Annotated in this window: 13 protein-coding genes; all 13 read left to right on the top strand. The window is 68.4% G+C overall.

Annotated features, from left to right (window positions below):
* Nucleotides 1–2: 2 nt before the first annotated feature.
* The 13 genes from pheS (at nt 3) to IEX05_RS10155 (ending at nt 14,099) form a co-directional block, all read left to right on the top strand.
* Complete coding sequence (gene pheS, locus IEX05_RS10095; RefSeq protein ID WP_188701460.1) at nt 3–1,043, top strand: phenylalanine--tRNA ligase subunit alpha; 1,041 nt, start codon at nt 3–5, stop codon at nt 1,041–1,043.
* On the top strand, nt 1,043–3,547 hold the full coding sequence (pheT, locus tag IEX05_RS10100) for a phenylalanine--tRNA ligase subunit beta (RefSeq protein WP_188701463.1): 2,505 nt from the start codon (nt 1,043–1,045) through the stop codon (nt 3,545–3,547). Before pheS ends, pheT begins: the two co-directional genes overlap by 1 nt.
* A gap of 109 nt (nt 3,548–3,656) precedes the next feature.
* A complete protein-coding gene (locus tag IEX05_RS10105; RefSeq protein ID WP_188701464.1) occupies nt 3,657–3,920 on the top strand; it encodes a hypothetical protein in 264 nt (87 codons plus the stop codon).
* Nucleotides 3,921–4,004: 84 nt separating this feature from the next.
* Nucleotides 4,005–4,352: a hypothetical protein gene (locus IEX05_RS10110; protein WP_188701465.1), complete on the top strand. Its 348-nt coding sequence runs from the start codon at nt 4,005–4,007 to the stop codon at nt 4,350–4,352.
* A 178-nt stretch (nt 4,353–4,530) separates the two neighbouring features.
* Nucleotides 4,531–5,052, top strand: a complete 522-nt coding sequence (locus tag IEX05_RS10115) for a GNAT family N-acetyltransferase (protein ID WP_188701466.1) — start codon at nt 4,531–4,533, stop codon at nt 5,050–5,052.
* Between the two features lie 207 nt (nt 5,053–5,259).
* Entirely contained in the window at nt 5,260–6,303 is a 1,044-nt protein-coding gene (gene argC, locus IEX05_RS10120; protein ID WP_188701467.1) for an N-acetyl-gamma-glutamyl-phosphate reductase, read from the top strand.
* Complete coding sequence (gene argJ, locus IEX05_RS10125) at nt 6,300–7,457, top strand: bifunctional glutamate N-acetyltransferase/amino-acid acetyltransferase ArgJ (protein ID WP_188701468.1); 1,158 nt, start codon at nt 6,300–6,302, stop codon at nt 7,455–7,457. Before argC ends, argJ begins: the two co-directional genes overlap by 4 nt.
* Entirely contained in the window at nt 7,454–8,359 is a 906-nt protein-coding gene (gene argB, locus IEX05_RS10130; protein ID WP_188701469.1) for an acetylglutamate kinase, read from the top strand. Before argJ ends, argB begins: the two co-directional genes overlap by 4 nt.
* Complete coding sequence (locus tag IEX05_RS10135; protein WP_188701470.1) at nt 8,356–9,552, top strand: acetylornithine transaminase; 1,197 nt, start codon at nt 8,356–8,358, stop codon at nt 9,550–9,552. Before argB ends, IEX05_RS10135 begins: the two co-directional genes overlap by 4 nt.
* Entirely contained in the window at nt 9,549–10,472 is a 924-nt protein-coding gene (gene argF, locus IEX05_RS10140) for an ornithine carbamoyltransferase (RefSeq protein WP_188701471.1), read from the top strand. The genes IEX05_RS10135 and argF overlap by 4 nt, the downstream gene beginning before the upstream one ends.
* Before the next feature lie 59 nt (nt 10,473–10,531).
* Nucleotides 10,532–11,977: an argininosuccinate lyase gene (argH, locus tag IEX05_RS10145; RefSeq protein ID WP_229661248.1), complete on the top strand. Its 1,446-nt coding sequence runs from the start codon at nt 10,532–10,534 to the stop codon at nt 11,975–11,977.
* Between the two features lie 11 nt (nt 11,978–11,988).
* Entirely contained in the window at nt 11,989–13,290 is a 1,302-nt protein-coding gene (tyrS, locus tag IEX05_RS10150; protein WP_188701473.1) for a tyrosine--tRNA ligase, read from the top strand.
* Between the two features lie 47 nt (nt 13,291–13,337).
* Nucleotides 13,338–14,099 carry a hypothetical protein gene (locus IEX05_RS10155; RefSeq protein WP_188701474.1) on the top strand — a complete coding sequence of 254 codons (762 nt, stop codon included), beginning with the start codon at nt 13,338–13,340 and terminating at the stop codon, nt 14,097–14,099.
* The last annotated feature ends 202 nt before the right edge of the window (nt 14,100–14,301 follow it).

The following is a 14,301-nucleotide window of genomic DNA, read 5'->3' on the forward strand; positions in this document are numbered from 1 at the left end:
TCGTGTCTGACGTACCCGAGATCACCCCAGAAGCGGTCGAGGCCGCCGTCGCCGACGCGCTTGCCGCGGTCGCCGCGGCCTCCGATACCGCCGCCCTGAAACAGGCCCGCGCCGCCCACCAGGGCGAGGGCAGTCCGCTCGCGACGCTGAATGCGCAGATGCGCCACGTCGCCAAGGAGAAGAAGGCCGAGGCGGGCAAGCTCGTCGGCGCCGCGCGCGGGCGCGTGAACCAGGCGTTCGCGGCGCGTGAGGAAGAGCTGAAGGCGATCGAGGACGCCGCGAGGCTCGAGGCCGAGCGCCTCGACATCACGGCCGTCGCGAGCCGCACGCGCGCGGGAGCGCGCCACCCCGTCGCCCTGATGCAGGAGGCCATCTCGGACCTCTTCGTCGGCATGGGGTGGGAGATCGCGGAGGGCCCGGAACTCGAGCACGAGTGGTTCAACTTTGACTCGCTGAACCTCGACGAGGATCACCCGGCGCGCCAGGAGCAGGACACCTTCTACGTCGAGCCCGCGAACCGACACCTCGTGCTGCGCACGCAGACGAGTCCCGTCCAGATGCGCACGATGCTCGAGCGCGAGGTGCCGATCTATGTGCTCTCGCCCGGAAAGGTCGCGCGCACCGACGAGTTCGACGCGACGCACCTGCCCGTCTTCACGCAGGCCGAGGGCCTCGTCGTCGATAAGGGCATCACGATGGCGCACCTGAAGGGCACGTTGGACCACATCGCGAAGCAGCTCTTCGGCGCGGAGGCAAAGACGCGTCTGCGCACGAACCACTTCCCGTTCACCGAGCCGAGTGCCGAGTTCGACCTGTGGCACCCCACGTTCAAGGGCGGCGCGCGCTGGATCGAATGGGGCGGCTGCGGCATGGTCAATCCCAACGTGCTGCGCGCGGCGGGAATCGACCCCGAGGTCTACAGCGGCTTCGCGTTCGGGATCGGCATCGAGCGGGCACTGATGTTCCGCAGCGATGTACAGGACATGCGTGACATGGCCGAAGGCGATGTCCGTTTCAGCGAGCAGTTCGGGATGGTGGTCTGATGCGCGTTCCGCTTTCGTGGCTTCGCGAGTACGTCGAGATGAGCGACGAGGCGACGACGGATGACGTCTTCGCGTCCCTGGTCTCGGTCGGCTTCGAAGAGGAGGAGGCCCTGGGCTTCGACGTGACGGGGCCCGTCGTCGTCGGACAGGTGGTCTCGTTCGAGGTCGAGCCGCAGAAGAACGGCAAGAACATCCGCTGGTGCCAGGTCGACGTCGGTGAGGCGAACGGCGGCGTCCGCGGCATCATCTGCGGCGCCCAGAACTTCCACCCCGGCGACAAGGTCGTCGTGTCCCTCCCCGGCGCGGTGCTCCCCGGTCCCTTCCCGATCTCGGCGCGCAAGACCTACGGCCACACCTCGGACGGCATGATCGCCTCCGCGAAGGAGCTCGGCCTCGGTGACGATCACGACGGCATCATCCGTCTCGTCGAGTGGGGACTCGACCCGGAGGTCGGCACCGACGCGATCGCGCTGCTCGGTCTTGATGGCGAGGCGGTCGACGTCAACGTCACGCCCGACCGCGGATACGCGCTGTCGATCCGCGGCATGGCGCGCGAGTACGCGCTCGCCACCGGCGCATCGTTCACGGATCCCGCGGCACGCCCGGCCTCGGAGGTCGCCGCGGGCGAGGGGTTCCCCCTCGTGATCGACGATCGGCGCCCGATCCGCGGCAACCAGGGCGTCAAGCAGTTCGTCGTGCGCACGGTCAACGGCGTGGACGCGTCGCGTCCGACGCCGCCGTGGATGCGCTCGCGCCTGCAGCTCGCGGGTGTGCGCTCGCTCGGCCTGCTCATCGACATCACCAACTACGTGATGATCGAGCTCGGTAACCCGATCCACGGCTACGACGCCGACCGCCTCACGGGCGGCATCACCGTGCGCCGCGCGGAGCAGGGTGAGAAGCTCACGACCCTCGACGGCGCCGAGCGCACGCTCAGCGACGAGGACCTGCTCATCACGGACGCATCGGGCCCCATCGGCCTCGCGGGAGTCATGGGTGGCGCCTCGACCGAGTTGAACGACGAGACGACGAACGTCGTCATCGAGGCCGCGGCCTTCGAGTCCGTGTCGATCGCCCGCACTGCTCGTCGGCACAAGCTGCCGAGCGAGGCGAGCAAGCGGTTCGAGCGCGGTGTGGATCCGCTGATCGCGCACGCGGCCGCGCAGCGCGTCGTCGACCTGATGGTCGAACTCGCGGGCGGCACCGCGGGCACCGTCGGTGCCGAGCTCGACTACGAGTTCCAGGGCGAGACGATCGACCTGCCCGAGGGCTTCGCGGGCGGTCTCGTGGGCGTCGAGTACGACACCACGCGCCAGCAGGAGATTCTCGAGAAGATCGGCTGCGCCGTCACGCGCATCGACGGCGGCTTCCGCGTCGTAACCCCGTCGTGGCGCCCCGACCTCACCGACAAGTGGACGCTGGTCGAGGAGATCGCGCGCGTCGACGGCCTCGACAAGGTGCCGTCGATCCTGCCGACCGCCCCGGCCGGCCGGGGATACACGCGCGAGCAGTCGGCGCGGCGCCGCGTCGCCGACGCCCTCGCCGCCGCCGGGCTCGTGGAGACGATTGCCTTCCCGTTCGTGTCCGAGGACGCCAACACCCTCTATGGATCCGCATCGGGGCACAAGGTCGCGATGGTCCGCCTCGCGAACGCGCTCGACCAGACGGCGCCGTACATGCGCCGCTCGCTGATCCCCGGCCTCGTCGCCACGGCGCACCGCAACCTGTCGCGCGGCACGACCGATCTGTCGCTGTTCGAGATGGGCAGCGTCTTCCTCCCCGAGGGGGGCATCAGCTACGGCACCGACACGAACTACCCGCGCGCGCAGCGCCCGTCGGACGCCGAGATCGCGGAGATCCATGCGTCGATCCCGCCGCAGCCGCGTCATGTGGCGATGCTCTTTGCGGGCGACATCGCGCCGAAGCAGCCGGGCCGTGCCGCGGAGGCGGCGGGGCTCGACGCCGCGCTCGACGCCGTGCGCACCGTCGGTGAAGCCGCGGGTATCGCGATCGACGTCGTTCAGACCCAGCGCGCTGCCCTGCACCCCGGTCGTGCGGGCGCGCTCGTCGCGGCCGGCGTCGAGGTCGGCTACGTCGGTGAGCTCCACCCGGACGTGTCGAAGGACGCCGACCTGTTCGGCCGCGTGACGGTCGCCGAGCTCGACCTCGATCGCGTCATCGCCCTCGCGGGCGAGCGTGTGACGGTCGCGAGCCTGTCGACCTACCCGGCGGCGACGCAGGACGTCTCCCTGGTCGTCGACCGGGCCGTTCCGGCCGCCGAGGTCCGCGCGGCGCTGGTGGAGGGCGCGGGGGAGCTCCTCGAAAGCACCCGCCTCGTCGACGACTACCGCGGCCAAGGCCTGGAGGAGGGCCAAAAGTCGCTGACCTTCGCCCTCCGCTTCCGTGCGACCGACCGCACCTTGACGGCGGCCGAGGCGACCGAGGCGAAGCTCGCAGGCGTCGCCGTCGCGGAGGAGCGTTTCGGCGCGCACATCCGCGACTGAGCTCGCGTTTTGCCCGGAGGGGGCGAGGGATCCACGGATCCCTCGCCCCCTCCGGGTGTACATCTCCCGAACGATGACACACGTCGGCCGTTGAGTAACGATAAGACGCATGACGACGAAGAGAAGACATCCGCGTTATCTGCAGACCCTGCTCCTGTGCGCCGGCGCGTTGCTTGTTGTTATCGCTGGAGTCACTGCCATTATCGAGGGCTACGCGGCAGATGCGCAGATGCGGGGAGGCAACGTCATCCCGGCAATAGTCGTTGCAGGTCTCGGCTTTGCGTCGGCGTCGGTCGGATTGGTGATGCCGCGGATTTCGCCTCGGCGGGCCGACGATACGGACGAGGCATCCGAGAACAGAAGCCCGTCGTAGAGCCGGGCGAGAGGGTATTCCCGCGCGCGGCGGTTGGCATGCCTGTATGCCCGCCACTCTTACCCCCTCTGTCATGATTAGTGGGTGAGGTCACTCGGAGTCATCATCCTCGCGATCATCGCGACGCTTGCCGGGTTGTTCGGCGTCATGTCGCTCGGTCTGTCGGGGCTTACCTTGGCGGGGCCCGGCCTCATGGTCATCGAGTACCCGGATTCGGATGACTTCGAGAGATCGAGCGGCATCGTCGTGGGACTCATTGAATTGACTATCTGGTTCCTCCTGATCGTGGCGGCCGTGATCGTCGGGATCAGGGGAGGCAGACCCAGGCGTGCGCGGCGGGCGGTGGTTTGGATCAGCGCAGGGCTGAGCACCATACTCGTGCTGACAGGGCTGACGATCGTGCTGTCGACGGTCCCTCGAAGCCTTGTCTAGCGATGATCATCGATCCACGCGGTCGTTATCGTCGCCGCCATTCTTGGGGCAGCACATCCAATGCGACGACGCGAGCCGAAAATTCGACCACGGGAGTAAATGCCGTGCGCCGGACCGCCGTTCCACGATCTGCGGCAAACGAAGCCGTACGTCTGATCCCGGCAGGAGACAATGAACCGTGCTCGAACTCTTGAACCTTCCGGTATCCGTAGCTGTTCGCGACGCCGAGGTGACGATCCGCCGGGCAACGCTCGACGACTTGCGCGACCTCATGCGCCTGCTCGCGGACGATCCGATCAGCGCCGGGCGTGGAGACCTCGCCCTCGACGCCGACGAACCGGCCTACGCCGCCGCTCTCGGTCGGGTCCTGCAGGACCCGGGCAACGAACTCATCGTGGCGACGAAGGCGGATGGTGCGATCGTCGGCACGCTCCAGCTGACGCTCATCCCGGGCATGGCTCGGCGCGGAAGCACGAGACTGCTCGTCGAGGCCGTCCGTGTCGCGAGCGCCGAGCGCGGATCCGGGATCGGCTCGGCAATGACGCGCTGGGTGGTCGAGGAGGCCGCGATCGATCTCGAGGCGACGCTCGTCCAACTCACGTCCGATGCCGCGCGCGAGGACGCCCACCGCTTTTACACTCGGCTCGGATTCGTCGGCTCGCACATTGGGTTCAAGTACGTCACGCAGCCGACTTTCTGAGAAGAGGAGCGAAACGTCGGAGTCGGAGCGCGTCCACACCCGCCTCACCGCCCACCCCGTGCTATTCTCGCTCCCATGTCCTGCGCCATCGAGACCCGACGCGGCCGCCGAATCTCGGCGGGCCGCCGGCCAGCGCGCGCATAGACTGCGCCGCGTGAGCGGTCCGCCGTCACGGACATCCGCTCATCGCGCAATAAGGTAGAGAACATGACGTATTCGGTCGCCGTTTCCGGCGCCTCTGGTTATGCGGGCGGCGAGATTCTTCGGCTTCTCGCGAATCATCCCGATGTCGAGATCACCACGGTCACGGCGCATTCCAATGCGGGGGATCCGCTGGCGGCGCATCAGCCGCACCTCCGCTCTCTCAAGCACCTGGAACTGAAGCCCACCACCCCCGAGGTGCTGGCCGGCCACGACATCGTGTTCCTGGCCCTCCCGCACGGGCAGTCGGGCCAGTACACCGATGCGCTCGAGAACGTCGGCCTCGTTGTCGACGCGGGCGCCGACCACCGTCTCACGAGCAAGGACGCCTGGGACCAGTTCTACGGCGGCGAATTCCACACGCCATGGGCCTACGGTGTTCCGGAGCTCCTGGTCGACGGCTGGAAGCAACGCGAGAACCTGGTGGGTGCGACCCGCATCGCGGCGCCCGGATGCAACGCGTCGACCGTGTCGTTGAGCCTCGTGCCCGGCATCGCAGCCGGCGTGATCGACGCCGACGATATCGTCACGGTGCTCGCGGTCGGCCCATCCGGGGCGGGCAAGTCGCTCAAGCCGCACCTTCTCGCAAGCGAGATGCTCGGATCCGCGAGCGCGTACGGCGTGGGCGGCACGCACCGGCACATCCCGGAGATCCAGCAGGCGCTCCGCGGCGCGGGCGCCGTGGATCCGCGGGTGTCGTTCACACCCGTGCTCGTGCCCATGGCGCGCGGCATCCTCGCGACGACGACGGCAAAGATCGCGGAGGGCGTGAGCGATGCCGAGATCCGGGACGCCTGGGAGAGCGCATACGGCGACGAGGTCTTCGTGAACCTCCTTCCCGCGGGCGTTCAGCCGAGGATCTCGGACGTCGTGGGGGCGAACACCGCGCTCATGAGCGTGGCGATCGATCGCGCGGCGAATCGTGTCGTGATCACCACGGCGCTCGACAATCTCGCCAAGGGCACCGCAGGTGCCGCCATTCAGTCGATGAACATCGCGCTCGGTCTCGAAGAGACGACGGCGCTGACCGTGAACGGAGTTGCGCCGTGAGTGTGACAGCAGCACAGGGGTTCGAGGCGGCCGGTGTCGTCGCGGGCCTGAAGTCAACCGGCAAGCCCGACGTCGCGCTCGTGGTGAACCGTGGTCCGCAGAAGACCGGCGCGGCGGTGTTCACCTCCAACCGCGCGAAGGCGAACCCGATCATGTGGTCGCAGCAGGTCGTGAAGGACGGCGTCATCGAGGCGGTCGTGCTCAACTCGGGCGGGGCGAACTGCTTCACGGGGTCCTTCGGCTTCCAGACCGCGCACCTCACGGCGGAGACGGTCGGCGAGGCGCTGGGCGTCTCGGCGGGCGATGTCGTGGTGTGCTCCACCGGCCTCATCGGCACGGGCGACGAGGTCTTCCGCGGGAAGGTGCTCGACGGCGCCGCCGCGGCGGTAGCCGAACTCTCAGATGACGGCGGGGATCGCGCGGCGCACGCGATCATGACGACCGACACGATCCCGAAGCAGGCCGTGCGCACGCGCGACGGCTGGACCATCGGCGGAATGGCGAAGGGTGCGGGCATGCTCGCGCCGGGCCTCGCCACGATGCTCGTCGTGATCACGACCGACGCGGTGCTCACCGCCGAGCAGTCGGACGCCGCGCTCCGCGGCGCGACGACGCTGAGCTTCGACCGGCTCGACTCAGACGGCGCGATGTCGACGAACGACCAGGTCACGCTACTCGCGAGCGGCGCGACGGGCATCGAGCCCGACCTCGACGCCTTCCAGGAGGAGCTGACCGCGCTCTGCCTCGACCTCGCCGAACAACTCATGGGCGACGCCGAGGGCGCGAGCCACAACATCCGCATCGAGGTGCGCCACGCCGCCGACGAAGACGACGCGTTGACGGTTGCACGCTCGGTGGCCCGCAACAACCTGTTCAAGACGGCGATCTTCGGCAACGATCCCAACTGGGGCCGCGTGCTCGCTGCGATCGGCACGACGGATGCGGAATTCGACCCGTACAACGTCGACGTCACCATGAACGGTGTGCGGGTGTGCACGCAGGGCGGCCCCGACCGCCCGCGCGAGGAGGTCGACCTGACCCCGCGGGACACGCACGTCGTGATCGATCTCCTCGTCGGCGAGGCGACGGCGACGATCCTGACGAACGACCTCACGCACGCCTACGTCCACGAGAACAGCGCATATTCCTCATGACACCGATCGATCTTCAGAAGACGAGCCCCGAAGAGGCGGAGTTCAAGGCCTCGACGCTGATCGAGTCCCTCCCGTGGCTCAAGCAGTACCGCGACGAGATCGTCGTCGTGAAGTACGGCGGCAACGCGATGATCTCCGAGGAGCTTCAGGACGCCTTTGCGGCCGACATCGCCTATCTGCGCTACGTCGGCATCAAGCCCGTCGTCGTGCACGGCGGTGGGCCGCAGATTTCGAACATGCTCGACCGCCTGGCGATTCCGAGCGAGTTCAAGGGCGGCTATCGGGTGACCTCGACCGAGGCGATCAGCGTCGTGCGCATGGTGCTCACGGGACAGATCAACCCGCAGCTCGTGTCGAAGATCAACTCCCACGGCCCCTTCGCGGTCGGCATCTCCGGTGAGGACGCCGCGTTGTTCGGCGGCCGCCGCCGCGGCGTGATGATCAACGGCGTCGAGGAGAGCCTCGGCCGCGTCGGCAACGTCGTCAAGGTCGACCCGAAGCCGGTGCTCGACCACCTGCGCGCCGACCGGATCCCCGTCGTCGCGGGCGTCGCCCCCGACCTCGACAACCCGGGGCACACGCTCAACATCAACGCCGACGCCGCAGCGAGCGCGCTCGCGCGGGCGCTGGGCGCCAAGAAGCTCGTCATCCTCACGGACGTACCGGGGCTGTACGCCGACTGGCCGAACCGCGACTCTCTCGTGTCGCACCTCACGGCCGACGAGCTGACGGAACTCATGCCGCGTCTCGAATCGGGCATGATCCCGAAGATGCAGGCCTGCCTCGACGCCGTGCAGAACGGCGTGAAGAAGGCATCGATCATCGACGGTCGGGTTCCGCACTCGGTCCTCGTCGAACTCTTCACCAGCAACGGAATCGGAACGGAGGTCTCGGCATCATGACGCACGACTGGAAGGACGAGGCCGCCCGCGACCTCATGAGCCTCGGCGGACGCCTCGCGAACCTCGAACGCGGCAAGGGCTCCCACGTATGGGACACCGAGGGCAATCGCTTCCTCGATTTCCTCGGCGGCATCGCCGTGAACGCCCTCGGTCACGCCCACCCGGTGTTCGTGGAGGCCGTCACGCAGCAGGCCCAGCGCCTCGCGCACGTGTCGAACTATTTCGCCACGCCGCAGCAGCTCGAACTCGCGGCGCGCCTCAAGCGCCTCGCGAAGACCGGCGACGAGGGCCGCGTGTTCCTCGCGAACGCGGGCACCGAGGCGAACGAGACCGCGTTGAAGCTCGCGCGCCTGCACGGCAACAAGCGCGGCAAGGGCACGATCCTGTGCCTCAACGGCGCCTTCCACGGGCGCACCACGGGCGCGCTCGCGCTGACGCCCAAGGCCGCGTATCAGGATCCGTTCGCCCCGCTCCTGCCGGGCGTCGTCGCGATCGACCCGACCATCGAGGCGCTGGAACGCGCGTTCACGGACGATGTGGCAGCGATCTTTGCCGAGCCGATCCAGGGCGAGGCGGGCGTCGTTCCGCTTCCCGACGGATTCCTGGCCCGCGCCCGCGAGCTCGCGACGGAGCACGACGCGCTGCTCATCCTCGACGAGGTGCAGACCGGATCCGGTCGCACCGGCGAGTGGTTCGCGCACCAGGCGCTCGGAATCACGCCCGACGCGATCACGATCGCGAAGTCGGCGGGCGGCGGATTCCCGATCGGCGCCCTGATCACCTTCGGCGAGGCGAGTTCGCTGTTCTACCCGGGCACGCACAACTCGACCTTCGGCGGTAACCCGCTGGCGAGCGCCGTCGCGAACGCCGTGCTGGAGCACATCGAAGACACGGGGCTGCTCGAGAACGTGACCCGGCGCGGGGCCGAGATCCGCGAGAAGGTTCAGGAGCTGCCGCTCGTGTCGCACACGCGCGGCGCGGGCCTGCTGATCGGCATCGTGCTCGACGGCCCCGTCGCGGCCGAGGTCGCGGCGGCGGCGTTCGAGCGCGGGCTCATCATCAACGCACCGGCCGCCGACGTCATTCGTCTGGCACCCGCGTACACGATCGGTGACGACGAGATCGCCGAATTCCTCGACATCTTCGCCGCGTCGCTCGACGCCGTCGCACACAGCCAGGAGAACGCCTCATGACCCGCCACTTCCTCCGCGACGACTCGATCACACCGGCCGAGCAGGCCGAGATCCTCGACCTCGCCGAGCGCCTGAAGAAGGATCGCTTCAGCGAGAAGCCACTTGAAGGTCCGCAGACCGTCGCCGTGATCTTCGACAAGTCGTCGACCCGCACGCGCGTCTCGTTCGCCGTCGGAATCGCCGACCTCGGCGGATCGCCTCTCATCATCACCACCGCGTCGAGCCAGCTCGGCGGCAAGGAGACGCCCGCCGACACGGCGCGCGTTCTCGAGCGCCAGGTGTCGGCGATCGTGTGGCGCACCTACGCGCAGTCCGGGCTCGAGCAGATGGCCGACAACTCGCGGGTCCCGGTCGTGAACGCGCTCAGCGACGACTTCCACCCCTGCCAGCTGCTCGCCGACCTGCTCACGATCCGCGAGCACAAGGGCTCGACGCAGGGGCTCACCATGAGCTTCTTCGGCGACGGCGAGTCGAACATGGGCCACTCGTACGTTCTCGCGGGCGCGATGGCGGGCATGCACGTGCGCGTCGCGAGCCCCGAGGGATACCAGCCGCGCGCGGACGTCATCGCCGACGCGCGGGCGATCGCCGAGCAGACCGGCGGATCCGTGACGATCACCTCCGACATCGCCGCGGCGGCGGAGGGCTCCGACGTCATGATCACCGACACGTGGGTGTCGATGGGCAAGGAAGAGGAGAAGGCGCGCCGCCTCGCCGACCTCGGACCCTACAAGGTGACGGCCGACCTCATGAAGCGCGCCGCGAGCGACGCGATCTTCATGCACTGCCTCCCGGCCGATCGCGGATACGAGGTCGACGCCGACGTCATCGACGGCGAGCAGAGCGTCATCTGGGACGAGGCGGAGAACCGCCTGCACGCCCAGAAGGCGCTGCTCGTCTGGCTGCTTCGCCAGCAGTAACGGTGCCGGGGCCGATGCGGCCTCCGACGCGACGCGTTGTACCGGATAGGCTGGAACGCGTGAGTACGACGGATCCCGCATCGACCCCGCACGGCACGAACGAGGGCGCCCTCTGGGGTGGCCGTTTCGCATCGGGGCCGAGCCCCGCGCTTCAGGCGCTGAGCAAGTCCACCCACTTCGACTGGAAGCTCGCGCTGTATGACATCCGCGGCTCCCACGCGCATGCCAGCGCGCTCGAGGCGGCCGGATATCTGTCGACCGACGACGCCCGCGAGATGCACGAAGGCCTCGACCGTCTCGCGGAGAAGGTGCGCTCGGGCGAGCTGTTGCCGCGCGAAAGTGACGAGGACGTGCACGGGGCGATGGAGCAGGCGCTCCTCGCCGAGGTCGGGGCTGAGCTCGGCGGACGCCTCCGCGCGGGCCGCAGCCGCAACGACCAGATCGCCACCTTCGTGCGCATGTACCTGATCGACCACGCGGGCGTGATCGCGCACGGCGTGCTCCAGCTGATCGACGCCCTCGTGGCGCAGGCGGAGGCGCACGGGGATGCGATCCTTCCCGGACGCACGCACCTTCAGCACGCCCAGCCGGTGCTGCTCGCTCACCACCTTCAGGCGCACGCCTGGCCGCTCGTGCGCGACCTCGAGCGGTTGCGCGACTGGCGCGTGCGCGCGGGAGTGTCGCCATACGGCGGCGGCGCCCTCGCGGGGTCGACGCTCGGCTTGGATCCGGCGCTCGTCGCCCGCGAGCTCGGGCTCGACCGGCCGGCCGAGAACTCGATGGACGCCACGGCGTCGCGCGATGTCGTCGCCGAGTTCGCCTTCATCGCCGCGCAGATCGGCATCGACCTGTCGCGACTCTCGGAGGAGATCATCCTCTGGAACACGCGAGAGTTCGACTTCGTCACGCTCGAAGACGGCTACTCCACCGGTTCGAGCATCATGCCGCAGAAGAAGAACCCCGACATCGCTGAACTCGCGCGCGGCAAGGCGGGTCGCCTGATCGGCAACCTGACGGGGCTGCTCGCGACGATCAAGGCGCTGCCTCTGGCTTACAACCGCGATCTGCAGGAAGACAAGGAACCGATCTTCGACTCGGTCGAGACTCTCGAGCTCGTGCTTCCGGCATTCACCGGCATGGTCGCGACGCTGCGCTTCAACACGGAGCGCATGGCGCAGCTCGCCCCCGAGGGCTTCTCGCTGGCGACCGATGTCGCCGAGTGGCTCGTGAAGCAGGGCGTTCCGTTCCGCGATGCGCACGAGATCTCCGGATCCCTCGTTCGCGCCTGCGAGGAGCGCTCGATCGGTCTCGAGGACGCCGACGACGAGCTGTTGGCGAGCGTCTCCGAGCACCTCACTCCCGGCGTCCGCGAGGTTCTCTCGATCGAGGGATCCGTAGCGAGCCGCGCCGGCGCCGGCGGCACCGCGCCCGTCCGGGTCGCCGAGCAGCGCGCCGAACTCATCGAGCGCGCCCAGCAGGCGATCGTCGCTCTCACCGGAAAGTAGGATCGGACACCATGACGACTTCCGACCTGATCGTGGCCGAACAGAAGCTCGACGACTCCTTCGACACCCTCTGGGATGAACTCAACTGGCGTGGCCTCGTGCACGTCTCGACCGACGCCGAGGCGCTCAAGGAGCTCCTCGAGGGCGAGCCGATCGTCTACTACTGCGGCTTCGACCCGACCGCGCCGAGCCTGCACCTGGGCAACCTCGTCCAGCTCCTCACGATGCGCCGCATCCAGCTGGCCGGTCACCGGCCGCTGGGCCTCGTCGGCGGATCCACGGGGCTCGTCGGCGACCCCCGCCCGACCGCCGAACGCACGCTCAACACGCGCGAGACGGTGGCGGAGTGGGTCGCGAAGCTGCGCGCGCAGATCGAGCGCTTCCTCAGCTTCGAGGGCGACAACGCCGCACGCATGGTGAATAACCTCGACTGGACGGCGCCGATGAGCGCCATCGACTTCCTGCGCGAGATCGGCAAGCACTTCCGAGTCGGCACGATGCTGAAGAAGGACGCGGTCAGCGCGCGGCTCAACTCGGACGCCGGCATCAGCTACACCGAGTTCAGCTACCAGATCCTGCAGGGCATGGACTACCTCGAGCTGTACCGCCAGTACGGTTGCGTGCTCCAGACGGGTGGCAGCGACCAGTGGGGCAACCTGACGAGCGGCACGGACCTCATCCACCGCGTCGAGGGAACGAGCGTTCACGCCTTCGGAACCCCCCTCATCACGAACAGCGACGGCACGAAGTTCGGCAAGAGCGAGGGCAACGCCATCTGGCTCGACGCCGAGATGTGCAGCCCGTACGCGATGTACCAGTTCTGGCTGAACACGGACGACCGCGACGTGATCGACCGCCTCAAGGTGTTCACCTTCCTCAGCCGTGAAGAGATCGCCGAGTACGCGCGTCTGGTCGAGGAGGAGCCGTTCCGTCGCGCCGCCCAGAAGCGCCTCGCGCTCGAGGTCACCGCGACGGTCCACGGTCTCGAGACGACGGAGAAGGCGATTGCGGCGTCGGAGGCGCTCTTCGGCAAGGGTGAGCTGGCCGCGCTCGACGCGGCGACGCTCGCGTCGGCGCTGGGCGAGCTTCCGCACGCGAATGTCGCGAGCGGTACCTCGGTGATCGATGCGCTGGTGGCTACGGGCCTCGTGAAGTCCGTGTCGGAGGCTCGGCGTGCGATCGCGCAAGGCGGCGTCACGATCAACGGCGAGAAGGTCGCCGGAGACGAGGCGCAGGTCGAGGGCGCGCTGCCGGGCGGTGTCGCGGTGCTGCGCCGCGGCAAGAAAGCGCTCGCGGGACTGTTCGTCGGCTGACCGTCACGGCTGCGCCGGGCGAGAGCGGAAGAAGGGGAGATCTGAGAATGAGCAACAACCAGCAACCGCAGCGCCCGGCGGCACCCGCCGGCGCACCCGAACAGGATCCGCGGCGCGGCGCGGCGCGAGCGATGCGTGCCCGTCTCGAGAAGAAGGCGGCCGACGCCGGCGTCGCGATCGAGATTCCCGAGACGTTCACCGAGCACGTCGGCACGGCGGACGGAGGCCAGCGCACGCTCGAGAACGCGGGCGCCGGCGCGGCGGCTCAGCTCGCGCAGAAGTACGGGGTCGATCCCGAAGCGGCCAAGGTCGTCGAATCCGCACAGACTCTCGCGACCGAGGACGGCCGACGAGCCGCGATGCGGGAGTTGGGCGTGCACATGTCCGGGCGTCTCGCGGAGCGCTACGGCGTCGAAGACGCCGAGGCGCAGAAACTGCTCGAATCGTCGCGCGCCCTGCGTACGCGCGAGGGAAGGCAGAGTCTTCTCGCGCAGTACGCCGGCAACGTCGACGCCGAGAACCTCATGGCGAGGCTCCACGACCGGTCGCTTTCGATCGACGATCGGCGAGAGCTCGTCGGCTCGCTGCTCAAGAACGACAAGGTGACCGGCACGCTCAAGAAGGCGGGCAAGGGTCTCGTCGTCGGCGCGATCATCCTGCTCGTGGTGCTCGCGCTCGTGCTGATCGGCGGGGTCGCGATCCTGTCCTGGCTGTTCCAGGCCGGGGGAGGGGACGCGTCCGCGATGGTCGACGCGATCGCGACACGCCCGGTGTGGGGGCTGCTTGCTGGGCCCCCGGGATCCGCGTAATGTAATTCCTTGTCGCCGCCAAGCGGTGAGGTTGAGCCGACAGGCTCCCATCCCAAGACGGCGACACGGAATCAAAATCCTCTTCAGAGGAGATGGGTTTCGGAAGAGATGATCTTCAGGTTTCATTCAGAATGGGCCGGTAAGTTTGTCTCTTGTCGCCTAAACGAGAGATTGTGGTGGTGGCGTAGGGAAGTTGCCCCGG

The sequence above is a fragment of the Microbacterium nanhaiense genome, from assembly GCF_014646015.1.
Classification (GTDB): domain Bacteria; phylum Actinomycetota; class Actinomycetes; order Actinomycetales; family Microbacteriaceae; genus Microbacterium; species Microbacterium nanhaiense.